The sequence below is a fragment of the Pseudomonas parafulva NBRC 16636 = DSM 17004 genome (genome assembly GCF_000730645.1).
In the GTDB taxonomy this organism is placed as follows: Bacteria; Pseudomonadota; Gammaproteobacteria; order Pseudomonadales; family Pseudomonadaceae; genus Aquipseudomonas; species Aquipseudomonas parafulva.
The window spans coordinates 85,300-108,339 of the sequence record NZ_BBIU01000024.1 but is presented as its reverse complement, the minus strand read 5'-3'; the positions used below and the strand labels follow the sequence as shown (position 1 = coordinate 108,339).

General features: G+C 63.4%; 23 protein-coding genes. 9 read left to right on the top strand and 14 right to left on the bottom strand.

Annotated elements, in window-relative coordinates:
* Positions 1–104 precede the first annotated feature (104 nt).
* The 9 genes from PPA02S_RS16025 to PPA02S_RS15985 form a co-directional block, all read right to left on the bottom strand.
* Entirely contained in the window at positions 105–431 is a 327-nt protein-coding gene (locus PPA02S_RS16025) for a DUF3392 family protein (protein WP_028632051.1), read from the bottom strand.
* 9 nt (positions 432–440) lie between these two features.
* Positions 441–1,616, bottom strand: a complete 1,176-nt coding sequence (gene hemW / locus PPA02S_RS16020; protein ID WP_028632050.1) for a radical SAM family heme chaperone HemW — start codon at positions 1,614–1,616, stop codon at positions 441–443.
* Entirely contained in the window at positions 1,613–2,209 is a 597-nt protein-coding gene (gene rdgB, locus PPA02S_RS16015) for an RdgB/HAM1 family non-canonical purine NTP pyrophosphatase (RefSeq protein ID WP_028632049.1), read from the bottom strand. The genes hemW and rdgB overlap by 4 nt, the downstream gene beginning before the upstream one ends.
* Positions 2,206–2,640 (bottom strand): DUF4426 domain-containing protein, encoded by a 435-nt coding sequence (locus PPA02S_RS16010; protein WP_028632048.1) that lies wholly within the window; start codon positions 2,638–2,640, stop codon positions 2,206–2,208. The genes rdgB and PPA02S_RS16010 overlap by 4 nt, the downstream gene beginning before the upstream one ends.
* Before the next feature lie 20 nt (positions 2,641–2,660).
* On the bottom strand, positions 2,661–3,281 hold the full coding sequence (gene metW, locus PPA02S_RS16005) for a methionine biosynthesis protein MetW (RefSeq protein ID WP_028632047.1): 621 nt from the start codon (positions 3,279–3,281) through the stop codon (positions 2,661–2,663).
* Between the two features lie 7 nt (positions 3,282–3,288).
* Complete coding sequence (gene metX / locus PPA02S_RS16000) at positions 3,289–4,428, bottom strand: homoserine O-succinyltransferase MetX (RefSeq protein WP_028632046.1); 1,140 nt, start codon at positions 4,426–4,428, stop codon at positions 3,289–3,291.
* Between the two features lie 88 nt (positions 4,429–4,516).
* On the bottom strand, positions 4,517–5,107 hold the full coding sequence (locus tag PPA02S_RS15995) for a YggT family protein (RefSeq protein WP_028632045.1): 591 nt from the start codon (positions 5,105–5,107) through the stop codon (positions 4,517–4,519).
* Between the two features lie 10 nt (positions 5,108–5,117).
* Positions 5,118–5,936, bottom strand: a complete 819-nt coding sequence (gene proC, locus PPA02S_RS15990; protein WP_028632044.1) for a pyrroline-5-carboxylate reductase — start codon at positions 5,934–5,936, stop codon at positions 5,118–5,120.
* Positions 5,937–5,974: 38 nt separating this feature from the next.
* Positions 5,975–6,661 carry a YggS family pyridoxal phosphate-dependent enzyme gene (locus PPA02S_RS15985; RefSeq protein ID WP_028632043.1) on the bottom strand — a complete coding sequence of 229 codons (687 nt, stop codon included), beginning with the start codon at positions 6,659–6,661 and terminating at the stop codon, positions 5,975–5,977.
* Positions 6,662–6,725: 64 nt separating this feature from the next.
* Between PPA02S_RS15985 and PPA02S_RS15980 the strand changes: the two genes are divergently transcribed.
* A complete protein-coding gene (locus PPA02S_RS15980; RefSeq protein ID WP_028632042.1) occupies positions 6,726–7,724 on the top strand; it encodes a type IV pilus twitching motility protein PilT in 999 nt (332 codons plus the stop codon).
* A 75-nt stretch (positions 7,725–7,799) separates the two neighbouring features.
* Here the strand turns inward: PPA02S_RS15980 and PPA02S_RS15975 are convergent, their stop codons facing one another.
* Complete coding sequence (locus tag PPA02S_RS15975) at positions 7,800–8,429, bottom strand: C40 family peptidase (protein WP_028632041.1); 630 nt, start codon at positions 8,427–8,429, stop codon at positions 7,800–7,802.
* Positions 8,430–8,597: 168 nt separating this feature from the next.
* Here PPA02S_RS15975 and PPA02S_RS15970 point away from each other — a divergent pair, with 168 nt between their 5' ends.
* Complete coding sequence (locus PPA02S_RS15970) at positions 8,598–9,017, top strand: NINE protein (RefSeq protein ID WP_028632040.1); 420 nt, start codon at positions 8,598–8,600, stop codon at positions 9,015–9,017.
* A 60-nt stretch (positions 9,018–9,077) separates the two neighbouring features.
* Here PPA02S_RS15970 and PPA02S_RS15965 read toward each other — a convergent pair whose 3' ends face one another.
* The 3 genes from PPA02S_RS15965 to PPA02S_RS15955 all read right to left on the bottom strand — a co-directional run bounded on the left by PPA02S_RS15965 (position 9,078) and on the right by PPA02S_RS15955 (position 14,043).
* Positions 9,078–9,779, bottom strand: a complete 702-nt coding sequence (locus PPA02S_RS15965) for an SPOR domain-containing protein (RefSeq protein WP_028632039.1) — start codon at positions 9,777–9,779, stop codon at positions 9,078–9,080.
* Between the two features lies 1 nt (position 9,780).
* Complete coding sequence (gene argS / locus PPA02S_RS15960; RefSeq protein ID WP_028632038.1) at positions 9,781–11,517, bottom strand: arginine--tRNA ligase; 1,737 nt, start codon at positions 11,515–11,517, stop codon at positions 9,781–9,783.
* A gap of 306 nt (positions 11,518–11,823) precedes the next feature.
* A complete protein-coding gene (locus PPA02S_RS15955; RefSeq protein WP_028632037.1) occupies positions 11,824–14,043 on the bottom strand; it encodes a primosomal protein N' in 2,220 nt (739 codons plus the stop codon).
* A gap of 167 nt (positions 14,044–14,210) precedes the next feature.
* Here PPA02S_RS15955 and rpmE point away from each other — a divergent pair, with 167 nt between their 5' ends.
* From rpmE to PPA02S_RS15940, 3 genes are all read left to right on the top strand, one after another.
* A complete protein-coding gene (gene rpmE / locus PPA02S_RS15950) occupies positions 14,211–14,426 on the top strand; it encodes a 50S ribosomal protein L31 (RefSeq protein ID WP_028632036.1) in 216 nt (71 codons plus the stop codon).
* A 2-nt stretch (positions 14,427–14,428) separates the two neighbouring features.
* A complete protein-coding gene (locus PPA02S_RS15945) occupies positions 14,429–15,259 on the top strand; it encodes a thermonuclease family protein (RefSeq protein ID WP_028632035.1) in 831 nt (276 codons plus the stop codon).
* 168 nt (positions 15,260–15,427) lie between these two features.
* Complete coding sequence (locus PPA02S_RS15940) at positions 15,428–16,696, top strand: malic enzyme-like NAD(P)-binding protein (RefSeq protein ID WP_028632034.1); 1,269 nt, start codon at positions 15,428–15,430, stop codon at positions 16,694–16,696.
* A 128-nt stretch (positions 16,697–16,824) separates the two neighbouring features.
* Here the strand turns inward: PPA02S_RS15940 and PPA02S_RS15935 are convergent, their stop codons facing one another.
* A complete protein-coding gene (locus tag PPA02S_RS15935) occupies positions 16,825–19,266 on the bottom strand; it encodes a penicillin-binding protein 1A (protein WP_028632033.1) in 2,442 nt (813 codons plus the stop codon).
* A 175-nt stretch (positions 19,267–19,441) separates the two neighbouring features.
* On the opposite strand from PPA02S_RS15935, the gene pilM reads away from it, so the two are divergent.
* From pilM to PPA02S_RS15915, 4 genes are read left to right on the top strand one after another with little or no spacing between them, the layout of a single operon-like run.
* The gene (pilM, locus tag PPA02S_RS15930) at positions 19,442–20,305 is read left to right on the top strand and encodes a type IV pilus biogenesis protein PilM (protein ID WP_028632032.1); all 864 of its coding nucleotides are present in this window, start codon (positions 19,442–19,444) and stop codon (positions 20,303–20,305) included.
* The gene (locus tag PPA02S_RS15925; RefSeq protein WP_028632031.1) at positions 20,302–20,838 is read left to right on the top strand and encodes a PilN domain-containing protein; all 537 of its coding nucleotides are present in this window, start codon (positions 20,302–20,304) and stop codon (positions 20,836–20,838) included. Before pilM ends, PPA02S_RS15925 begins: the two co-directional genes overlap by 4 nt.
* Positions 20,835–21,848, top strand: coding sequence for a pilus assembly protein PilP (locus tag PPA02S_RS15920; RefSeq protein WP_028632030.1), 1,014 nt, complete (start codon positions 20,835–20,837; stop codon positions 21,846–21,848). Before PPA02S_RS15925 ends, PPA02S_RS15920 begins: the two co-directional genes overlap by 4 nt.
* The gene (locus PPA02S_RS15915; protein ID WP_042141829.1) at positions 21,775–23,040 is read left to right on the top strand and encodes a type IV pilus secretin PilQ; all 1,266 of its coding nucleotides are present in this window, start codon (positions 21,775–21,777) and stop codon (positions 23,038–23,040) included. The genes PPA02S_RS15920 and PPA02S_RS15915 overlap by 74 nt, the downstream gene beginning before the upstream one ends.

The window sequence follows — 23,040 nt, the reverse complement described above, 5'->3', positions numbered from 1 at the left end:
GACAGTTGCTCCCACGGGTTGGTGCTGAATCACAAGATTATGTGCACTTGCGTGAGCATCAGCTTCGCGTGCCGACCAACTGCAGACCGCGCCTGACTGATCAATCACCCGCGCCGATCAGCCACCACCCCAATCAGCACCAGCACCACCAGCAACACCGGCGCCAGCGCATAGTTGTTGAACTGGCCCAACCCTTTCAGCACCCACGGCGTGGCATAGATCAGTGCCGCGCCGCTGCCGATCATCACCAGCAAGGCCATCAGGGGTACCCGCAGGGCGCCTGCCAGGCTGCCCAGGCGTTGCTCCACCCAGGTCTTGATGTCGGTGCCGAACAGCACCAGCAGGCAGCCCACCAAGGCGAGCGAAATTTCTGACAGGTTGCTGCGGCTCCAGCGGGAAACCGTCGCGAGCAGATCAAGTACCAGATCCATGGGTCATCCTTAGGTCAAGAAATACTGCAGCAGGTCATTGAGGAACAACTGCCCCCGGGGCGTTGCGGCCAGCCGATCCGGTTCGACCTGCAAAAGGCCCTTTTGTTCGGCACTGCGGCGGGCCTCGGCCAGTTGCGCAAGGGGCAGGCCGGTGCGTTCGGTGAACAGCCGGGCTTCAACGCCATCAGTGAGCCGCAGGGCGTTCATCAGGAACTCGAACGGCAGTTCTGCGGCCGGCAGCAGCTTTTCCCCCGCCTTGAACGGTTTGGCCAGGTTCAAGTAGTCCTTGGGCAGGCGCGTCTTCCAGGTGCGCAGAATGCGGCCATCGACAAAGGTGAGCTTGCCATGGGCGCCGGCGCCGATGCCGATGAAGTCGCCAAAACGCCAGTAGTTCAGGTTATGCCGGGCAGCGCGGCCAGGTTGGGCATAGGCGGACACTTCGTACTGGGCAAAGCCGTTGGCGGCCATGAGGTGCTGGCCGGCTTCCTGAATATCCCAGAGGATATCGTCCTCGGGCAGCTCGGGCGGCTGGTTCCAGAACACGGTGTTCGGTTCCACCGTCAGCTGGTACCACGACAGGTGCGTCGGGCCCAGGTCGATGGCCTGGCGCAGGTCGCCGAGCGCATCATCCAGCGACTGGTCGGGGAGGCCGTGCATCAGGTCCATATTGAAGTTGTCGAAGCCGGCGGCGCGTGCCATACCTGCTGCGCGTACCGCTTCGTCGCCGTTGTGGATACGCCCCAGCGCCTCCAGTTTGCCGGGCTGGAAGCTCTGCACGCCGATGGACAGACGGTTGATGCCCGTTTGCCGGTAGGCCTTGAACTTGTCCTGTTCGAACGTACCCGGGTTGGCCTCCAGGGTTATTTCGATGTCCGGTGCAAACGCGATGCGTTGCTCCACACCGCGCAGCAGCCGGCCCAACGCGGCGGCGCTGAACAGGCTGGGCGTGCCGCCCCCGAAGAAGATCGAGCTGATGGGGCGGCCCTGTACGGCGGCCAGCTCCTGGTCAAGGTCGGTGAGCAGTGCCGCGACATAGGCATCCTCCGGCAGCTCAGGCCCGGCCGCGTGGGAATTGAAGTCGCAGTACGGGCATTTGCGCACGCACCAGGGGATGTGGATGTACAGCGACAGCGGCGGCAGTTGCTGGAAGCCTGCCGCAGCGGGGGAAAACTGCGGTGGGATCATGCCAGGCCCAGACGTTGACGCAACAGGGCCATGGCGCGTGCGCGGTGGCTGAGCTGGTTCTTGTCTGCGGGCGCCAGGTCGGCGCTGGAGCAGTCACGTTCGGGCACCCAGAACAGCGGATCGTAGCCAAAACCATGGTCACCGCTGGCCTGGAACAGAATACGGCCGTGCCACAACCCTTCGCACAGGATCGGCAGTGGGTCGTCTGCGTGGCGCACCAGCGCCAGCACGCAGACGAACTGGGCGCCGCGCTCGGCCTCAGGCACGTCTTTCAGCGCTTCGAGCAGCTTGGCGTTGTTCGCCGCGTCACCCTGGCCATTGGCATAACGCGCCGAATAAATCCCCGGAGCCCCGCCCAGGAAGTCCACGGCCAGGCCCGAGTCATCGGCCAGCGCCGGCAAGCCGGAGATGCGCGCTGCATTGCGGGCCTTGAGGATGGCGTTTTCAACGAACGACAGGCCGGTTTCTTCCGGTTCGACCTGGCTGAACTCGCCAATGGACCGCAGTTGCACGCTCTGGCCGAGCATGGCTTGCAGTTCCTTGAGTTTGCCGGCGTTGTGGCTGGCCAATACCAGTTGCTGGAAATTCATCATTCGCCTGGGAACACTTCCTGGTTGAAACTGAAGGAGTTGCCGATGCCGCCGGTTTCGACATTCAGGTCGAACGTGACGGTTTCGGGCTGTTCGATCTTGAACTGGGCTACGTACGACACCGTGCCCTGGTCGGTAACCTGCCTGAACGACAGGGGGCTGCTGCGCCCGGTGAGGTCCTTGACCGTACCGCTGACCACTGCCGTTGCCGGTTTGCCGGCCTTGAGCGCAGTCAGGGTGAGTACCCCCAGGTTCTTGCTGCGTACCAGGCCCGTGGCCGCAGCTACCTGGGGTGTGAGCATGCTCGAGGTGAAGGCGCTGTAGTGCACCGTCACGTTGCCGAATACCTCTTTGCGATCGGCGCGGGCAGTATCGGCGGCCACCGCCGGCAAGGCCAGACACAAACTGACGAGAAACAGTGCAAGGCGACGCATGGTGCGATCCCTCCGAAAAATCAGACTGCGAGCTGGTGTTCCTGCAGGCCGGGGCTGCTGACCCGGTAGATGCCGATTTCACCCAGAAGATTAGGCCAAAGCCGGCCACCCCACCCATTGCGGTGCAGGTTATCGACAGCCAGGCGGTCCAGCACCTTGGCCTTGCGCTCGTGCACCAGCTCTTCGAAGTCGGCGAAGGTGCAGAAGTGGATGTTCGGCGTGTTGTACCAGGTATACGGCATGAAGTCCGACACCGGCATGCGGCCTTTGGTCGCCAGGTACCAGCGGCAGCGCCAATGGCCGAAGTTGGGGAAGGTGATGATGCACTGGCGGCCCACGCGCAGCATCTCGTCCAGGATACGGTCAGGGTATTCCACGGCCTGCAGGGCCTGGGTCATGATCACCACGTCGAAACTGTTGCTGGCGAAGTTGCCCAGGCCTTTGTCCAGGTCTTGCTCGATGACATTCACGCCCTTGGCGACGCACGCAGCGATATTATCGGCGTCGATTTCCAGGCCGTAACCGGTGACCTGCTTGCGATCGCGCAGCGAAGCCAGCAGTTCGCCGCTACCGCAGCCCAGGTCGAGGACCCGGCTACCGGCGGGGATCCAGTCGTGGATGATTTCCAGATCGGCTCTCATGCTGTCCTCAGATGGCAATGCGGTTCATGTAGTTCGAGAAACCCTGCATGTAGCGAGGTGTGGGGATCAGGAAAGCATCGTGCCCATAGGGCGAGTCGATTTCCAGGTAGCAGACGTTCTTGCGGGCGGCCATCAGCGCGTCGACGATTTCCCGCGAGCGGGCGGGGGAAAAACGCCAGTCGGTGGTGAACGACATGATGCAATAGTTGGCCTTGACGTCGGCCAGGGTTGCCGCCAGGTCGCCGCCGTGGGTGGCTGCCGGGTCGAAATAATCCAGCGCCTTGGTCATCAGCAGGTAGGTATTGGCATCGAAGCGACCGGAAAACTCTTCGCCCTGATAGCGCAGGTAGCTTTCTACCTGGAACTCGACACTGTGGAAGTCGTAGTTGAGTTTGTCGCTTTTCAGCTCACGGCCGAATTTCTCACCCATCGAGTCGTCGGACAGGTAGGTGATATGGCCGACCATGCGCGCCAGCATCAGGCCGCGTTTGGGGATCACCCCCTGGTCCTGAAACGAACCGCCATGGAACTCGGGGTCGGTCAGAATCGCCTGGCGCGCCACTTCGTTGAAGGCAATGTTCTGCGCCGACAGCTTGGGCGCCGATGCGATGTCGACGCAGTGGCGCACGCGCTCGGGGTAGGTGATGGTCCACTGCAGTGCCTGCATGCCGCCCAGGCTGCCACCGACCACTGCGGCCCACTGCTCGATGCCCAGGCGCTGGGCCAGGCGCACCTGGCTGTGCACCCAGTCTTCCACCGTGAGCACCGGGAAATCGGCACCGTAGGGCTTGCCGGTGGTGGGGTTGAGGCTGCTGGGCCCGGTGCTGCCGTTGCAGCCGCCCAGGTTGTTCAGGCTGACCACGAAGAAGCGATTGGTGTCGATTGGCTTGCCTGGGCCGATGCAGCTGTCCCACCAACCCGGCTTGCGGTCGCTGGCGTCATGGTAGCCGGCAGCGTGATGATGGCCGGACAAGGCATGGCAGATGAGCACAGCGTTGCTCGCGCTGGCGTTCAGGGTGCCGTAGGTTTCGTAGACCAGCTCGTAGCTGATCAGGGAGCGGCCGCAGGCCAGGGCCAGCGGTTCATCGAACCTGGCGGTTTGCGGTACTACCAGACCGACGGAATCTTCGGGAAAGACAGTGGACATCGACCCTGCTCACGCTTGACGGAGGCGTAAGTCTAAAGAGCGCTACCCCCAGCGGCAAGCAAAGGCTTGCTGCCGGGGGTGGGCCGGGTCAGATCATGCGCCACAGCTCTTGCGGCATGCCGGCATAGGCGGCCAGCGGTGGCATGACGAACGACTGGATCACCTGGATCGCCAGGAAGGCGAAGATCGGCGAAATATCCATGCCGCCCAGGTTGGGCACGATGCGGCGGAAGGGCGCCAGTACCGGCTCGCTGATCTGGTAGGCAAGCTCTGCCGCCGGGTTGTTCGAGTTGGGGGCCACCCACGACACGATCACCATCACGATCATCGCTACCCAGAAGATTTTCAGGAACAGCGAGGTGATGCCGATGATGGCCCACATCAACAGGTGCACCACGTCACCGAAGGTGCCGTAGGTGACCATCAGCACAAAGCCCATCAGCAGCGCCTGGATGACCACCGCCAGTAGCAGCGACGAGGTATCCAGCCCGGCAATGCTGGGGATGACCCGGCGAATGGGTTTGAGCAGTGGCTGGGTGGCGCGCACGGTGAACTGGGACAACGGGTTGTAGAAATTGGCCTTTACCAGTTGCAGCACGAAACGCAGCAGCACGATCACCAGATACAGGCTGACCAGGGTTTGCACCACGAAGATCGCGGCGCCGGACAGTGCATTCATCTAAAACTCCTTATTGGCCCAGTTGTTCGGCCAGCTCTGCGGAACGCTTGGCGGCGGCCTGCAGTGCCTGCTCGACGATGGCTTCGAAACCGCTGGCCTGGAACGACGTGATGGCGGCTTCGGTGGTGCCCGCGGGCGAGGTGACGCGACGGCGCAGCTCGGCTGCATCCACCTCGCTGGCCACCGCCATGCGGGCGGCACCCAGCGCGGTGTGCAGGGTCAGCTGAGAAGCGGTTTCACGGGGCAGGCCGAGTTTCTCGCCTGCGGCCGTCATGGCCTCGATCAGCAGGAAGAAGTACGCCGGGCCACTGCCGGAAACAGCCGTCACTGCGTCCAGTTGCTGCTCCTGTTCAAGCCACAGCGCGGTACCCACTGCCGACAGCAGTTGTTCGGCCTGCTGACGCTGTTCGGCAGAGACCTCGTGGGTGGCATACAGGCCGCTGACGCCCTGGCGCAGCAGGGCCGGGGTGTTGGGCATGCAGCGCACCACCGGCCGGGCACCGAGCCAGCTTTGCAGGCTTGCGCAGGTAATGCCTGCAGCAATGGACACGATCAGCTGGTCGCCCTGCAGGTGGGGTTGCAGGGCCTGGCACACGGCTTTCATCACTTGTGGCTTGACCGCCAGCACGATCACGTCGGCGTCAGCGATGGCCTGGGCGTTGTCTTCGAAGGTTTCGATGCCGTGATCGGCCTGGATGCGGGTGCGGGTGTCGGCGCCAGGGTCGCTGGCGCGGATCTGCGAAGCCTCCAGGCCCTGGGCACGCAGACCACCGATCAGGCTGGCGGCCATGTTGCCGGCGCCAATAAAGGCAATACGTGTCTGGCTCATGTCAGGTCCTTGTGGGGAAGAGTGAGTAAAGCATGGAATCAGGCGTTGCCGTAATCGCGTGCACCGAACAGGGCGGTGCCAATGCGCACCCAGGTCGCTCCCTGGGCAATGGCGGCTTCCAGGTCGTGGCTCATGCCCATGGACAAGGTGTCCAGACCAAGCCCCAGGCCTTCCTGCAACTGGCGCAACCTTGCAAAGGCGGCCTCTTGGGCGGTGCGGTCTTCGGTGGGCTCGGGGATTGCCATCAGTCCGCGTAGCTTCAAGTTGGGCAGTGCCGCAATCGCTTCGGCCAACGCTGGCAGGTCGGTGGGGGCACAGCCGGCCTTGCTGTCTTCGCCACTCACGTTCACCTGCAGACAGATATTGAGTGGCGCCAGCCCGGCGGGGCGTTGCTCCGACAGGCGTTGGCCAATTTTCAGGCGATCCACGGAATGTACCCAGTCGAAGTGCTCGGCGATGGCTTTGGTCTTGTTCGACTGAGTGGGGCCGATGAAGTGCCAGATCAAGGGCAGGTCGCCCAGTTGCTGCTGCTTTGTCAGCGCCTCTTGTAGGTAGTTTTCCCCAAAGTCGCGCACACCTGCAGCGTGAACCTCGCGGATCGCGCTGGCCGGCTTGGTTTTGCTCACGGCCAGCAGATGCACGCTGGCGGGGTCGCGCCCGGCAGCCTGGGCACCCTTGGTGATGCGGGCGCAAATCGTGGAAAGGTTGTCTGCTAGGGTGGACATTGATCGATGCCGGCAGCTGAGAGGTTGCCGCATTTTACCTGGTTGAACGCCGAAGGGGAGTCTCATGGACGTGACTGACCTGCTGGGCAGGGCCGTGGCAGCGGGGGCGTGCGACGTGCATCTGGCTGCGGGCCAGGTACCCATGCTGCGCAAGGACGGCCTATTGCAGCGCTTGCCGGGCCCCGCCTTGCAGGGGCCCGAGCTGGCTGAGGGTATGGCCTGCATGCTGAGCGAGGCCCAGCTGCACCAGTGGCAACACGGCGATGAACTGGACATGGCATTGGCACTACCGTCGCTGGGGCGTTTCCGGTTGAACCTGTTCAGGCAATTGAACGGCCTTGCACTCACGTTCCGCCTTATACCCGGGCGTATTGCCGGGGTGGACGAGCTCGACCTGGCAGGCATTTTCAACACCATCGCAGGCTGCGACGATGGCCTGGTGCTGGTCGGCGGCCCTACCGGCTGCGGCAAATCCAGCACCCTGGCCACGCTGGTGGATCAGTTGAACCGCGAACGGGCCTTGCACATCATCACCCTCGAAGACCCGGTGGAAGTTATCCACAGCAGCCAGCGCAGCCTGGTGAACCAGCGTGAAGTTGGCCGGCACTGCACCGGCTTCGCCCAAGGTTTGCGCAGTGCCCTGCGCCAGGACCCGGACGTGATCATGATCGGCGAGTTGCGCGACCTGACCACCATCCGCCTGGCGTTGCGTGCGGCCGAGACCGGTCACCTGGTACTGGCCACGGTGCACACGCGCTCGGCAGTGAACAGTATCGACAGGTTGGTGGAGGTGTTTGCTGCCGAAGAAAAACCCCTCGTACGCGCCATGCTCGCGCAATCGTTGCAGGTAGTGGTGGTGCAGCGGCTGGTCAGGCGGGCAGGCGGGGGCAGGGTGGCTGCACGGGAAGTGCTGGTGGCCACCCCGGCTGTGCGCAACCTGATCCGCGAGGGGCGCATGGCGCAATTGCATTCGGTGATGCAAGCCGGTGCGGCAGATGGGATGCAGACGATGGAGGGGGCAATGCGCAGGCTGCGGGACAGGGGGGTGGTTGAGGCGGATTAGTCGAGGCGGGGTGAAGCCCGTGCTGCCCGTTGCGTAGGGATCACCCCAGGCAGGCAGCACGCACGTGCCGTGGTTTCAGCGCTTGGCCAGGTTCAACTGTTGCTGCTCTTTGGGCAGTACGCGCTTGGCAACAACGTAATGCTTTTGCCAGTAAGGCTTGCTCAGGTTGTCGATGCTAACCCGCTTGCCCCGGCGAGGCGCATGGATGAAGCGGTCGTTGCCCAGGTAGATCGCAACGTGGTTCACCCGGCGGCTCTTGATGTTGAAGAAAATCAGGTCGCCCGGCTTCAGGTCACCCTTGGCCACCTTGGTGCCGTGGCCCTGGGCCATGGCGCTGGAGGTGCGCGGCAGGTTGACGTCGGCAACGTCGTTGAAGGCGTATTGCACCAGCCCGCTGCAATCGAAACCTTTTTTAGGGTTGCTGCCGCCCCAAACATAAGGTGTACCCAGCACGTTGACGGCCCGGCTGAGCACGTCGCTGCTCTGCTTGGCAGACATGGCGACAGCGGGCCTGCCGTGTTTGCTGCGGGCTGCATTGCCAGGGCGAGCATGCAGGGTGGCCTGTTTGACAGGGGCACGCTTCACTGCGGCATTGGTGGTATAGCCGGTGAAACCGTTGGGAAGACGTTGCTCACGGTTGGTGGCGTGGGCGGCCAGGGGCAATAATAGGCAGAGGGTCAGCCATGTCTTGATCAAAGGCGGCATAGATGAAGCTCTTATGAATAGTTGTGTGTTGGGCGCGCAACTTTATAACAGCTTTTTGATCAATCTTTGATCCGTTGGTCGATTCTTCACGTACCGTATGTCGGCCCGGGCGAAAAAAGTCACAACTTTTTTTAGAAAAATTTCATCCGCAGCGCACGAGGTTTATGCATGAACAGTTATCAACAGGGCGCACCCCTGCACGACACCCACAGCAAGGTGATCGGCTACCTGCTGTGGATCCTGGGCTTTACCGGGTCCCATCGCTTCTACTACGGCAAACCCATCACCGGCACCCTCTGGTTCTTCACCTTCGGCTTGTTCGGCATCGGTTGGCTGATCGACCTGTTCCTGATTCCGTCCATGGACCGTGAGGCGGACCTGCGTTTCGAGTCCGGGCGTATCGATTACAACATCGCCTGGATCCTGCTGACCTTCCTCGGCGTGTTTGGCCTGCACCGCCTTTACCAGGGCAAATGGGTCACCGCGATCATCTACTTCCTGACCGGTGGCCTGTTCCTGTTGGGTGTGCTGTACGACTTCTGGACCCTGAACACCCAGGTGTCCGAGCGCAATGCGGGGCGGGGTTGAGGCGCGGCCCAGGTGGGAGCACCTGTGCAAGGTAGCTCCCACCTGGGCCTGAAAGGCTGCTTACTGTCGGGTTTGGCGCTGTTGCAGCAGCAGGTTGCTGAAGCCCGCGCCGGCCAGTTGCTTCTGCGCGACGGTCAGTTGTTCGCGGTTGCTGAAGGGACCGACCAGTACCCGGTACCAGGTTTCTTCCTTGACCGTGCCCGACTCAACCTTCACCGCTTGGCCCAGCAGAATGATCTGCGCGCGCACCTTGTCGGCATCAGCCTGCTTGCGGAATGAACCCGCCTGCAGGAAGAACTGCGTGGTCGCTGCCGGCTTGATTACGGGCGGGGCCGGTGGCGGCGTTTGCCCAAGCAGTGCAGCCTGGGCACGGGCGGTGTCGATCTTCGCGGCTTCGGCCGGTGTCACCGGGGTGACCGGCTGGGCCGGTACGGGTGGCGTCTTCTCCGGCACCGCTTCGGGCGGCACGATCACTTCCGATTCGGGCAGCAGGGTATAGAAGTCATACTTCGGCTTCACCGGCTGCTGCACGGTGGGGGCCTGGGTCGACTTGCCGGCTTCGGCCGCTTTCTCGGTTTTCTGCTGCTCGGGCTTGGTGCGCTTGATATCCGCACCGCCGGGTTCGAGCTTCATCAGAAACACGATGAACGCGCCCACGGTAAGGCCGACCGCCAGCCATACCCAACCTGGGATAGGTTTTTTGGCCGGCGCTGTCTGGCGGCTGGCGCCGCGCTTGGGGGCAGGTTTCTTCTTGGCAGCCAACTTACATGCGCTCCAGGGTTTCCAGGCCGAGCAGTTCCAGACCTTGTTTGAGGGTGCGGCCGGTCAGGGCTGCCAGGCGCAGGCGGCTTTGCTGCTGCTGCGGGGTTTCGGCGGCCAGAATCGGGCAGTTCTCGTAGAAGCTGGAGAACAGGCCGGCCAGGTCGTACAGGTAGCTGCACAGCACGTGCGGCGTGCCTTTCTCGGCCACGTTGTTGAGGATTTCCCCGAACTGCGCCAGGCGTGCGGCCAGGTCCTGCTCATGGGCGGCTTCTAGCACGATGCTGCCTTCGACTTCCTCGAAGCCCTTGCCCAGCTTGCGGAACACGCCGGCCACGCGGGTATAGGCGTACAGCAGGTACGGCGCAGTGTTGCCTTCGAAGTTGAGCATCTGTTCGAAGTTGAAGCTGTAGTCGCTGGTGCGGTGCTTGGACAGGTCCGCGTACTTCACCGCACCAATGCCCACCACTTCGCCGATGTGGCGCAGGTCGTCGTCGGCCAGGGTCGGGTTCTTTTCCTTCACCAGCGCGTAGGCGCGGTCCTTGGCTTCGGTCAGCAGGTCGATCAGCTTGACGGTGCCACCGTCGCGGGTCTTGAACGGGCGGCCGTCGGCGCCGTTCATGGTGCCGAAGCCCATGTGCTCCATTTGCATCGGGTGGCCGACGAAGCCGGCACGACGCGCTACCTCGAACACCTGGTTGAAGTGCAGGGCCTGGCGCTGGTCGACAAAGTACAGAGCGCGGTCAGCCTTCAGCACGTTGCTGCGGTAGCGCACGGCAGCCAGGTCGGTGGTGGCGTACAGGTAACCGCCATCGGCCTTCTGCACGATCACTGGCAGTGGCTCGCCTTCACTGTTCTTGAATGCTTCGAGGAACACGCACTGGGCGCCCTGGTCCTCGACCAGCAGGCCTTTGGCCTTCAGCTCGCGGACGACATTGGCCAGGTCGTCGTTGTAGGCACTCTCGCCCATGACGTCGGCCATGGTCAGCTTGACGTTCAGCAGCTCGTAGGTTTTCTGGCAGTGCGACAGGGAGATGTCCTTGAAGCGCGTCCACAGGGCCATGCACTCCGGGTCACCCGCCTGCAGCTTCACCACCAGGCCCCGGGCGCGGGTAGCGAAGGCCTCGGATTCGTCGAAGCGCTTTTTGGCGGCGCGGTAGAAGTTCTCCAGGTCCGACAGCTCGTCGCTGGTGATCGGGTTTTCTTCAAGGTACGCCAGCAGCATGCCGAACTGGGTGCCCCAGTCGCCCACGTGGTTCTGGCGGATCACCTGGTCGCCGAGAAACTCCAGCACACGCGCCACGCTGTCACCAATGATGGTGGAGCGCAGGTGGCCGACGTGCATTTCCTTGGCGAGGTTCGGCGCCGATAGGTCGACGACCACTTTCTGCGCAGGGCCGGCCTTGCGTGCGCCCAGGCGGGCATCGCCCAGGGCGGCATCCAGGCGGCTGGCCAGGGCTGCGGTGTTCTGGAAGAAATTCAGAAAGCCCGGGCCGGCGATTTCGACCTTGGTGATGTCGGCACTGGCCGGCAGGGCATCGATCAGCTTCTCGGCCAGGTCGCGCGGCTTCATGCCGGCAGGCTTGGCCAGCATCATGGCGATGTTGCTGGCGAAGTCACCGTGGGTCTTGTCCCGGGCGTTTTCCACCTGAATCGCCGGCGACAGGCCGTCAGGCAGCACACCGTCGTTGACGAGTTGGGTGAGGGCTTGCTGGATCAGCTGGCGAATGGTGTCTTTCATGGAAATCTCTTTTCGACCGCAAGCGCGGTGAGCGCCTGGATGCGCAGGTGGAAAAACTGGGCATTATCCGTGGCTGGGAGCAGGTTGCCAACCTTTGAGCTGCAAGCGGCAAGCTGCAAGCTGCAAGAAAAAGCAATATCGCGTCGGCGCTGCTTTTTCTTGCAGCTTGTAGCTCGTGGTTTGCTTTGAGCCACAAGCCACAAGCCACAAGCCACAAGCTACAAGCCACAAGCTACAAGCTGTAAGAAGAAGCCATGCCACACGCGCACTGCTCTTTCTTGCAGCTTACAGCTTGCAGCTTGACGCTCAGTACAGGTCGAGGGGGTCGACGTCCAGGGACCAGCGTACCTGGCGGCCGCTCGGCATCTGCTCCAGCACCAGCAACCAGGCGCTGATCAGCCGGTGCAGGGGCGCACGGGTGGCGGCCTGTAGCAGCAACTGTGCACGGAAGCGCCCGGCGCGGCGTTCCATGGGGGCGGGCACCGGGCCGAGCAGTTCGATGCCCGGCAGGCCCTGCTCTGCCACCAGGCGCTCGGCGGCTGCGCACGCCTCATCGAGAAACGCTTCGGCCTGGCCGGGCTTGTGCGCCTCGGCCCGCAGCAACGCCAGGTGGGAAAAGGGGGGCAGCCCGGCGGCGCGGCGCTCGTCCAGCGCCTGCTCGGCGAAGGCGAAGTAGCCCTGTTCGGTCAGTTGTACCAGCAGCGGGTGGTCTGCCAGGTGCGTCTGGATGATCACCTTGCCAGGGTCCTCCGCACGCCCTGCGCGCCCGGCCACCTGCACGATCAACTGGGCCATGCGCTCGCTGGCGCGGAAATCGCCAGAGAACAACCCGCCGTCGGCATCGAGGATGGCCACCAGGGTCACCCGGGGAAAGTGGTGCCCCTTGGCCAGCATCTGGGTACCGACCAGGATGCTCGGCTGGCCGCGCTGGATGGTGTTGAACAGCTGCTGCATCGCGTCCTTGCGCGATGTACTGTCGCGGTCTACCCGCAGCACCGGGTAGTCCGGGAACAATACCTTCAGGCGCTCTTCGGCACGCTCCGTACCGGCCCCCACCGGGCGCAGGTCCACGTGGTTGCACTGTGGGCAGTGGTGCGGCAGACGCTCGTCATAGCCGCAGTGGTGGCAGCGCAGCACCCCGGAGCGCTGGTGCACCGTCATGCGCGCATCGCAACGCGGGCACTCGGACAACCACCCGCAGTCGTGGCACAGCAAGGTGGGCGCGAACCCGCGGCGGTTGAGAAACACCAGTACCTGCTGGCCGGCTTCCAGTGTCTGGCGAATGGCCTGCTGCAACGGGCCGCTGATACCGCTGTCCAGCGGCAGGCTCTTCACATCCAGGCGCAGCATGCGCGGCGGGCGGGCACCACCGGCACGCTGGTTCATGCGCAGCAGGCGATAGCGCCCGGTCAGGGCATTGTGCAGGGTTTCCAGCGAAGGCGTGGCCGAGCCGAGCACAATGGGCACGTTGTCCTGGTGGGCGCGAACCAGAGCAAGGTCGCGGGCGTGGTAGCGCAGGCCTTCCTGCTGTTTATAGGAGCCGTCGTGCTCCTCGTCGATGATGATCAGCCCAGGGTTTTTCATGGGTGTGAACAGCGCCGAACGGGTGCCGATAATGATATCTGCCTCGCCGTCGCGTGCAGCCAGCCAGGCGTCGAGGCGCTCGCGGTCGCTCACCGCCGAGTGCAGCAACGCAATGCGGGCGTTGAAGCGTTGTTCGAAACGCGCCAAGGTCTGCGGGCCGAGGTTGATTTCGGGGATCAGCACCAAGGCCTGCTTGCCGGCCTCCAGGGTTTCGCGGATCAGTTGCAGGTACACCTCGGTCTTGCCGCTGCCGGTCACGCCTGCCAGCAGAAACGCGCCAAAGTGGCCAAAGCCTTCCAGTACGGCATCGAAGGCATCGCGTTGTTCGTCGTTGAGCGGCAGTTCCGACTGGGCCAGCCAATGCTCGCGGCGTTCCTGGGGCAGGTGGCGGCGAACCTCCAGCTGCACCAGGTCCTTGGCCAGCAGCAGGTCAAGGCTGTCCTTGTTCAGGTTGAGCTTGCTCAGCAGGCTGTGGGGCACGCCGTGGGGGTGCTGGGCCAAGGTCTTGAGTGCGTCACGCTGGCGCGGCGCGCGGGCAATGCGCGGGTCTTCCAGGCGTGCGCCGGGGGCTACATGCCAGAAGCGCTCCTGGCGCATCTCTGCCGGCTCGCCTTGGCGCAACAGGGTAGGGAGCGCCCAGCTCAGGGTGTCGCCCAGGCTGTGCTGGTAATAGTGCGCCGTCCACAGGCACAGCTTGAACAGCGATGGCGGTATCGGCGATACCGGGTCGAGCAGGGCGCTGGCAGGCTTGAGCTTGTCGGCGGGCACCTCGCTCTCGGCGCAGACGTCTACTAGCACGCCGATCATTTCCCGGCGACCGAACGGCACGCGTATGCGCATGCCTGGGCTCAAGGCCTGGCGTGCGATGCTGGCCGGTGCCTTGTAGTCGAACAGCCGACGCAGCGGGGAGGGCAGGGCAAGGCGCAGGATGACGTCGGGCACGCGGAAAGTCTCGGAGGGCGTTTCAAGAACTGGCGAGCCTAGCAGACGACGGTCGGTACACGCGACAACTTGCACTGGCGCAACGCTCTGGTATTATTCGCCGCCTAATTACGTGCGGTATTCAACAATTGGTGTTGGGTGGCGGCACGCAGCTCGAGGAAGTGACCATGAAAGCAGATATTCATCCAAACTACGAAGTAGTTGCAGTCACCTGCAGCTGCGGCGCCAAATTCGAGACCCGTTCGACCCTGGCCAAGCCGCTGGCGATCGACGTGTGCTCGCTGTGCCACCCGTTCTACACTGGCAAGCAGAAAGTCCTGGACACCGGTGGCCGCGTACAGAAGTTCGCCGACCGCTTCGGCATGTTCGGTACCAAGAAGTAATCATGCGCAAGGCGAACCCTTCGGGTTTCGCAGTGCTGCTGAAAAAGGCGCCCCTTGTGGGCGCTTTTTTTATGGCCCTGTCTTGGCACCTCCCGGCACAGGCATTCTGCCCGCTGCCCCAGCGCCCGCAGCAGGTCGCGGTGCGGTACGTGGTGGATGGCGATACCGTGCGCCTGGTCGACGGCCGCAGTGTGCGCATGATCGGCATCAATGCCCCGGAAATCGGCCGCAAGGGCCAGGCCAGCGAGCCTTATGCCGAGGCCGCCCGGCGTCGCCTGCAGGCCTTGGTCAAGGCCAGTGACGGGCGGCTCGGCCTGGTACCAGGCGTGGAAAAAAAAGACAGATACGGCCGCACTTTGGCGCATCTGTACAGCCGTACCGGCAACAATCTGGAAGCACAATTGCTCAGCGAGGGCCTGGGCTATCGCATTGCGTTCGCCCCCAATGTGCGCCTCAACGCCTGCCAGCAGCGCGCTGAACAGGTTGCACGCAAGGCGGGTGCCGGCCTTTGGAAAACGTCACCAGTGGTGTCTGCACGCGCACTCAGGCAGCCCGGGTTCGCGGTTGTGAGTGGGCGTATCAAGGCTGTACAGCGCCACCGGGGCGGTATCTGGCTGAACCTGGACGACGCAGTCACGCTGCAGGTGCCCGCTCGTCTGCAACGCACTGTGCCCGCCAGCTTCTTCGATAACCTGAAAGGGCAGCGAGTCGAGGCGCGCGGCTGGGTGAGGGACCGCGCCCGTAAAAGCTCGGGCAGGCCCGGGCACCGTCGCTGGTTCATGCAGTTGACCGATCCGAGCATGTTGGAGCGGGTTGGGGGTCAAAAGATGTAGACATTTCGCTATTGGATTGTACACACTGTAAGGCGTATGCCCCGTGGGTTATAGCGTAAAGTCTTAGGCTAAAGGCCTTGACACTAGTGACCGACCAGTCTTGTGACTCCCCGGCTCTTTGCGTATCCTCGGCGGTCCGTCAGAACAGCCAATAGCGGAATGCCCACCATGTCAGACCTGAAAACCGCCGCTCTCGAATACCACGCCAAGCCTCGTCCGGGGAAACTGAGCGTGGAACTCTCCAAGCCCACCGCCACCGCCCGTGACCTCGCCCTGGCCTACAGCCCAGGTGTAGCAGAGCCTGTGCGTGAAATTGGCCGTGATGCAGAGCTGGCCTACAAGTACACCGGTAAAGGCAACCTGGTTGCGGTGATTTCCGACGGTACTGCCATCCTCGGTCTGGGTGACCTCGGCCCGCTGGCCTCCAAGCCGGTCATGGAAGGCAAGGGTGTTCTGTTCAAGCGTTTCGCCGGCATCGACGTGTTCGACATCGAAGTCGAGTCGGAAAGCCCGCAAGCGTTCATCGACACCGTACGCCGCATCTCGATCACCTTCGGTGGCATCAACCTCGAAGACATCAAGGCCCCCGAGTGCTTTGAAATCGAGCGCACCCTGATCGAGCAGTGCGATATCCCGGTCTTCCACGACGACCAGCACGGCACCGCCATCGTGACGGCTGCTGGCATGATCAACGCCCTGGAAATCGCCGGCAAGAAGCTCGAAGACGCCAAGATCGTGTGCCTGGGTGCCGGTGCTGCCGCCATCTCCTGCATGAAGCTGCTGGTGAGCATGGGTGGCAAGGTCGAGAACATCTACATGATCGACCGTAACGGCGTGATCCACGCTGGCCGTGACGACCTGAACCAGTACAAGGCGCAGTTCGCCCACGCCACCGACAAGCGCACCTTGGCCGATGCCCTCGACGGCGCCGACGTGTTCGTTGGCCTGTCCGGCCCGAACCTGCTCAGTGCAGAAGGCCTGAAGTCGATGGCTGCCAACCCGATCGTGTTCGCCTGCTCCAACCCGGACCCGGAAATCGCCCCGGAACTGGCTCACGCCACCCGCAACGACGTGATCATGGCCACCGGTCGCTCCGACTACCCGAACCAGGTCAACAACGTACTGGGCTTCCCGTTCATCTTCCGCGGCGCCCTGGACGTACGTGCCAAGCGCATCAACGAAGAAATGAAGATCGCCGCAGCCATCGCCCTGAAAGACCTGGCCAAGCAGCCGGTGCCCAAGGAAGTCTGTGAAGCCTACGGCGTGGAAGGCCTGGAATTCGGCCGTGAGTACATCATTCCGAAGCCACTGGACGCTCGCCTGATCACCGTCGTGTCTGACGCCGTGGCCAAGGCAGCCATCGAGTCCGGCGTAGCCACCCTGCCGTATCCGAAGCACTACCCGCTGACCAGCGTGGATGACGTGTTCAACGGCTGATTGCCGCTGTCGCGACATTAAAAGCCCCGGCTCGTGTGAGCCGGGGCTTTTTGTTGGACGGTATCTTTTGGCGCCTGGGCGGCGCTCGATCTACGCGCCCGGGCAATACCTTGATCAGCCACCCTGCCTCAGAACAGATCCATCGGCGCGGCTTCGTCTGCTGGCAGTGGGCTGCCAGGCGCCACACCATTGCCCAGCTCGTCGTTGGACGGTGGCGAGTCCTCGGCCTTGAACAGCTCGAAGTAGGCATTCGGCGTGCTTGGCGTGGCAGCGCGGCCACTGACCGGGTCCACGCGCAGGCTGAGGATGCCTTCGGGCTCAGCGGGGGGGTGTTCCGGCATGCCCTTGAGGGCCGCGCCCATGAAGCCCATCCAGATCGGCAGGGCAGCAGTGCCGCCGTATTCCCGGCGGCCCAGGGTTTCGGGCTGGTCGAAGCCTACCCAGACCGTGGTCACGTAATCGGCGTTATAGCCAGAGAACCAGGCATCCTTGGATTCGTTGGTGGTACCGGTCTTGCCGGCCAGGTCGGTGCGGCCGAGGGCCAGCGCGCGGCGCCCGGTGCCGCGCTTGATCACGTCCTGCAGCATGCTGGTGAGGATGTAGGTGGTGCGGCCATCAATGATCTTTTCTGCCACGGCTGGCACCTGCGCAGCCTGCTCCGGCGCCGTAGCGCCTTCACCCGGCATCTGCGTGGTGATCGGCTGCTCGGGGGCGGCCAGGCCAGCCTGGTCCTGGGCACCTTGGGGTACGCGGGCCGGGTTGGCGGTGAACAGCGTCTCGCCGCTGCGGCTCTCGATGCGGTCGATCAGGTAGGGGGTGATCTTGTAGCCGCCGTTGGCGAACGTGCTCCAGCCGGTGGCGATTTCCATGGGGGTGAGCGTTGCAGTGCCCAGCGCCAGCGACAGGTTGCGTGGCAGGTCCTGCTTGTTGAAGCCGAACTTGGCGATATAATCGATGGTGCGGTCGACACCCATGGCCTGCAGCAGGCGGATCGATACCAGGTTACGCGACTTGTACAAGGCTTCGCGCATGCGGATGGGGCCAAGGAAGGTGTTGGTGTCGTTCTTCGGCCGCCACACTTTGTCCACCGACTCGTCGACGAACACGATCGGGGCATCGTTCACCAGGCTTGAAGCGGTGTAGCCGCTGTCCAGCGCGGCGCTGTAGATGAAGGGCTTGAAGCTTGAGCCTGGCTGGCGCTTGGCCTGCATGGCACGGTTGTAGTTGCTTTGTTCGAACGAGAACCCCCCCACCAGCGCACGGATCGCACCGCTGGTCGGGTCCAGCGTAACCAGTGCGCTCTGCGCCCCTGGCACCTGGCTGAACTTGAGTGCCCCATCGTTCAGGCGCTGCAGCCGCACCAGGTCGCCCACTTGGGCCACATCTGCCGGCGACTGGGGCGCGCGGCCTTGGGCATTGGTATTGATGAACGGGCGAGCCCACTTCATGGTGTCCCAGGCGACGGACTGCTCCTTGCCACTGCGGGTGAGCACCTTCAGGCCGGTTTTATCTACCTGGGTGACGATGGCCGGCTCCAGGCCACCCAGCGTGCGCTGCTTGGCCAGTTCTTGCAGCCAGGCAGCCTGTGTGCGGCCCGGGAAGCGTGCCTCCGGGCCACGGTAGCCGTGGCGTTCGTCGTAGTCGGTCAGGCCCTTGAGGATGGCCTGGTTGGCCATGTCCTGGGTGTCGCTGGGCACCGTGGTGGTAACGCGGAACCCTTCGGTGTAGGCGTCGCTGCCGTAGCGGCCGACCATTTCGGCACGGGCCATTTCGGCGATGTAAGGGGCATTCACTTCGGGCGTGGGCACGTGGTAGCTGGCGTTGAGCGGCTCGGCCAGGGCGGCCTGGTAGCTCGCTTCGTCGATTTTGCCCAGCTTGTACATCCGGCCGAGAATCCAGTCGCGACGCTCTTTGGCGCGCACCGGGTTGGCCAAAGGGTTGAAGCGCGAGGGTGCCTTCGGCAGGCCGGCGATCATCGCCATCTGCGCAAGGCTTACGTCGCGGATCGACTTGCCGTAGTACACCTGTGCGGCGGCATCGATGCCGTAGGCACGGTTACCCAGGTAGATCTTGTTGACGTACAGCTCGAGGATCTCGTCTTTGGTCAGTTCGCGCTCGATCTGCAGGGCCAGCAGGATCTCGTTGGTCTTGCGCGAGAAGCTGCGCTCGCTGGTGAGGAAGAAGTTCTTCGCCACCTGCATGGTGATGGTGCTGCCGCCGGTCTGGATATGGCCGGTCTTGACCAGCTGGGTGGCGGCGCGCATCAGGCTGCTCGGGTCTACGCCGTAGTGATTGAGGAAGTTGTCGTCCTCGGCTGACAGAAGCGCCTGAATGAACTGTGGTGGAATTTCCGCGAAACGGATGGGCGAGCGGCGCATTTCACCAAACTCGGCGATCAGCTTGCCGTCGCTGCTGTACACCTTGAGGGGGATCTGCAACTGGATGCTTCTGAGCGAATCGACCGAAGGCAGGTTGGGACTAAGATACAGAAACGCACCGCTCACACCGAGTACGAGCGCGCAGATGACTGCGACGGAAGACCACCAGAAGAACTTAAGCAGACGTATCAAGGCTTTTCGGTGTCCAGTTTGTGAGTGAATTGCACGCGGGTCCGGCGGACCAAAACGCCGGGCATTATAAGCATTTTTCCCCTCTCCGGGTTACCGCCCAGGTGGCTGGTCGTCGTTCTGGCCAGCGCGCATCCGGTCGCAAACCGAAGGGGCGGCAGGCAACGGGAACGCCGCGATGATAGGACGCTTTGGCAAGGATGCCGGTTCATTTTCAGGGTTGGAAATTACCGCGGGGAGCGTTCGAGCCCTGCAGTTACGGCGGCGCAAGCGGCATTACCACGTGGTGAGTTGGGCGGAGGAACTGTTCGACCCGCCAGCAGGCACCCACTGGATGGCGCAGCCGGCCTCGGTGGTGGCTGCCCTGCAGCGTATGCGCAGGCGCAGCGGGTTGCGCAAGGTGGCCATGGCGCTGCCAGCCGATCAGGTCATCTGCAAGTATTGCCAACTCCCCCTGGGGTTGGATGAGGGGCAGATGGAGGCGCAGTTGCTGGCCGATGCCGAGCGGCTGTTCCCTTTTCCGCTCGATGACCTGGCACTGGACTTCCAGGTGCTCCACGCTTGTGCGGCGCAACCAGGTTTAGCGCAAGTGATGGTGGCCGCCTGCAGGCAGAGCACCCTGGCCTCGCTCGAGGCGCTGGTGGCGGAAGCGGGGCTGCAGCTGGAGGCTGTTGAAGTGGACACGCTCGCCCTGCGGCGGCTCGTGCCCGCGGCCAGTGATCAGGACGTGGCCCTGCTGCGACTGAGCCCGCACGATGCCACTTTGCACCGCCTCAAGCCTGGTGGCGGCTGCCTGCGGCGTGAACTGTTGCTGGATGCAGGCCCTACGCCCGAGAGCATTCAGCGGAAGCTGAGCGACGAGTGCCTGCCCGCTCACCTGTGGGTCGTCAGCGCCGAGCCTTACCACCAAGCCTGGCTGGCTGAGCTGCAAGCCAGGCTCGACGTACACTGCAGCCCAGTGCCCGGGTTGGCCGGCCTCGTTCCGTTCAATGGCGCCATGCTCCTGGCTGGCGCACTGGCCATTGGGGGGGTGTACAGGTGATCCGGCTCAACTTGCTGCCTTGGCGCGAGCGGCAGCGCCAAGCAGCGTCGCGGCGTTTTTATGGCCAGCTTCTGGCAAGTGCCGTGCTGGCCCTGTGTGCGGTCATGGTCGTGGACCAACTGGCCCGCCAGCGCGGGGAGCAGCAACGGCTAAACAACCTGCAGCGCGAGGCTGCAATCTCGTCACGGCACCAGCAGGCCCAGGCCTTGGCTGAGCTGCGTGACCAGTATGCTGTGCTGGCGGCCAGGTTGGCTGAACTGGAAGGCCTGCGCGGTCACCCTGATGTGCTGGCAGGCTTGTTTGCCGACCTGGAGGGTGCGTTGCCCGGCGAGATGCAACTGCTGGGCCTGCACATGCAGGCTGGGCACCTGCGCTTGGCCGGCGTGGCACCCTCCGGTGCGGTGATTGCCCAGTTCATGCGTGACCTGCAGCGTTCAGGCGTGCTGGCCGGCCTTGAGCTCAAGTCCATCAAGAGCCTGCCAGGCGCAGACGAGTTCGTGCTGACGGCTCGAGTGACGGCATTCTGGTCATGAACACCACGGCGTTATTGGGCAGCCTGGCCATCATCGGCCGTACGCCATGGTTCAGGCGGCTGGCGCCATGGTTGCTGGCATCTGGCTTGTTCACCCTTGGCTGCCTGGTTCGCCTGCCCACGGCGATGCAGCAGCAAAGGGGTGAGCATGCCCGGTCTGCTGAATTAGAGGCGCAAAACACTGCGGCGGTGCAGCAACTGGCGAAGCTGAAGGCTTTGAAGGCGAAGGTGGCAACTGCCGAACGGCATATCCAGGAGGCGCTGTGGTACCTCGATGCAGGGCAGGGGATGAGTGACCTGCTGGAGCGGCTGTCAGCCTCGGCGGGTAGCCACGGCGTGTTGATCGAGCAGTTGCAGGTGCGTGATGCCGAGCAGCAGGCGGGGTTGCAACGGGTACCGCTGGAGTTGCAGGTCACAGGGCCCTACAGGGCTGTGCGTGTGTGGCTGAACGAGTGGTTTGCGCAGCCGGCGGTATTTCGCAGCGGTGACCTGGCGATTGCAGGTGTCGATGGCCAGCCAGCGCTCGTGCGCCTGCGATTGCACGTAGACACCTACCAGACAAAAGCGCCGCCGCCCTCGGCAGAGTTTCTGGCGCGCTTGCCTGTCAGGCAAATGGCCGCAGGGCCTAGCGCTGATCCCTTTGCACCCAGGCTCGCGCCCTGGCGAGGGAACAGGCTGACCGGCGTGCCGCTGAAACAGGTGCAGATGGTTGGCCACCTGTCACGCGGCGATGCGCACGAGGCGTTGGTCGTGGTTGCCGGCACCCTGTATCGCCTGCGCACAGGTGACCGGGTGGGGCGCGACAATGGCGTGGTGGTGCAGGTCACCCCAGGCCAGGTCGAAGTGCAAGAACGGCTTTTCATGACGGGGGTGTGGCACCCGCGCACTGCCTTCCTTTCTCTGCAGCGACTTACGGGCAAGGAGGCCCCGGTTCAGGATGAAAACATTGAGCAAATGGCTGCTGACGTTACTGCTGCCGCTCCAAGCGGCAGCGTCGACCTATCAGGGTGAGGCCTTGTCGCTGAACTTTCAGGATGTGGAAGTGCGGGCCGTTTTGCAGGTGCTGGCTGATTACGCCGGTATCAATCTGGTGGCCAGCGATGCGGTGCAGGGCAATGTCACCTTGCGGCTGCAGGATGTGCCCTGGGATCAGGCGCTGGACCTGGTGCTGCGCAGCAAGGGGCTGGGGCGACGCAAAGATGGCAATGTGCTGCTGGTCGCGCCCTTGTCGGAAATCAGCTCGGCACCGCAGGGGGCGCCCGGCGGCCTCGGGCTGGAGGCGCAATGGCAACCCATGCAGCGCGAACTGTTGCCTGTGCATCATGCCAAGGCCGCCGACCTGGCGGATTTGCTGCTGGCCAGCCTGGCCGACGACGGCATTCTCAGTGGCCGAGGCAGCCTGAGTGTCGATGCCCGCACCAACACGCTGGTGGTGCATCAACCCGCTGATCGCCTGGCCGAGGTGCGAGCGTTGGTGGCCCAGCTGGATGTGCCGGTGCGTCAGGTGGCCATCGAAGCACGCATCGTCGAGGCCAATGTCGGTTATGAGAAAGGCCTGGGGGTGCGGTGGGGCGGGCGCCTGTACAGCGAGGCACCGCGGCTGGGCAAGGAGTTGTTCGTCGACCTTGGCGTGGAACGGGCCGGCAGCAGCCTGGGGCTGGGCCTGCTGCGCGGCGGGGTGTTGCTTGACCTCGAACTAAGCGCCATGGAGAAGAGCGGCAAGGGCGAGATCATTTCGCAGCCCAAGGTGGTTACCGCCGACAAGGAAACTGCCCGCATCCTCAAGGGCACCGAGGTGCCCTACCAGCAATCCAGCAAAAGCGGCGCCACCTCGGTTGCGTTTCGCGAGGCGTCCCTGTCGCTGGAAGTGACCCCGCAGATCACCCCGGACAACCAGGTCATCATGACGGTGAAGGTGACCAAGGACGAGCCGGATTACGTCAATGCCTTGAACGACATTCCGCCCATTCGTAAAAACGAGGTCAATGCCAAGGTGCGCGTGGCAGATGGGGACACCATCGTGATCGGCGGTGTGTACTCCACCTCGCAAAACAATATGGTCGACAAGGTGCCATTTTTGGGCGATCTGCCGTATGTTGGGCGGCTGTTTCGACGCGATGTATTACAAGAGAAAAAATCCGAGCTGCTGGTCTTCCTGACTCCGCGTATCATGAGTGACCAGGCGATTGCTGTGAGTCGTTGA

Excerpts from the sequence above, each read along its gene's own strand:
- PPA02S_RS16025 (WP_028632051.1), bottom strand. The coding sequence starts at position 431 with ATGGATCTGGTACTTGATCTGCTCGCGACGGTTTCCCGCTGGAGCCGC.
- hemW (WP_028632050.1), bottom strand. The coding sequence starts at position 1,616 with ATGATCCCACCGCAGTTTTCCCCCGCTGCGGCAGGCTTCCAGCAACTG.
- rdgB (WP_028632049.1), bottom strand. The coding sequence starts at position 2,209 with ATGATGAATTTCCAGCAACTGGTATTGGCCAGCCACAACGCCGGCAAA.
- PPA02S_RS16010 (WP_028632048.1), bottom strand. The coding sequence starts at position 2,640 with ATGCGTCGCCTTGCACTGTTTCTCGTCAGTTTGTGTCTGGCCTTGCCG.
- metW (WP_028632047.1), bottom strand. The coding sequence starts at position 3,281 with ATGAGAGCCGATCTGGAAATCATCCACGACTGGATCCCCGCCGGTAGC.
- metX (WP_028632046.1), bottom strand. The coding sequence starts at position 4,428 with ATGTCCACTGTCTTTCCCGAAGATTCCGTCGGTCTGGTAGTACCGCAA.
- PPA02S_RS15995 (WP_028632045.1), bottom strand. The coding sequence starts at position 5,107 with ATGAATGCACTGTCCGGCGCCGCGATCTTCGTGGTGCAAACCCTGGTC.
- proC (WP_028632044.1), bottom strand. The coding sequence starts at position 5,936 with ATGAGCCAGACACGTATTGCCTTTATTGGCGCCGGCAACATGGCCGCC.
- PPA02S_RS15985 (WP_028632043.1), bottom strand. The coding sequence starts at position 6,661 with ATGTCCACCCTAGCAGACAACCTTTCCACGATTTGCGCCCGCATCACC.
- PPA02S_RS15980 (WP_028632042.1), top strand. The coding sequence starts at position 6,726 with ATGGACGTGACTGACCTGCTGGGCAGGGCCGTGGCAGCGGGGGCGTGC.
- PPA02S_RS15975 (WP_028632041.1), bottom strand. The coding sequence starts at position 8,429 with ATGCCGCCTTTGATCAAGACATGGCTGACCCTCTGCCTATTATTGCCC.
- PPA02S_RS15970 (WP_028632040.1), top strand. The coding sequence starts at position 8,598 with ATGAACAGTTATCAACAGGGCGCACCCCTGCACGACACCCACAGCAAG.
- argS (WP_028632038.1), bottom strand. The coding sequence starts at position 11,517 with ATGAAAGACACCATTCGCCAGCTGATCCAGCAAGCCCTCACCCAACTC.
- rpmE (WP_028632036.1), top strand. The coding sequence starts at position 14,211 with ATGAAAGCAGATATTCATCCAAACTACGAAGTAGTTGCAGTCACCTGC.
- PPA02S_RS15945 (WP_028632035.1), top strand. The coding sequence starts at position 14,429 with ATGCGCAAGGCGAACCCTTCGGGTTTCGCAGTGCTGCTGAAAAAGGCG.
- PPA02S_RS15940 (WP_028632034.1), top strand. The coding sequence starts at position 15,428 with ATGTCAGACCTGAAAACCGCCGCTCTCGAATACCACGCCAAGCCTCGT.
- pilM (WP_028632032.1), top strand. The coding sequence starts at position 19,442 with ATGATAGGACGCTTTGGCAAGGATGCCGGTTCATTTTCAGGGTTGGAA.
- PPA02S_RS15920 (WP_028632030.1), top strand. The coding sequence starts at position 20,835 with ATGAACACCACGGCGTTATTGGGCAGCCTGGCCATCATCGGCCGTACG.
- PPA02S_RS15915 (WP_042141829.1), top strand. The coding sequence starts at position 21,775 with ATGAAAACATTGAGCAAATGGCTGCTGACGTTACTGCTGCCGCTCCAA.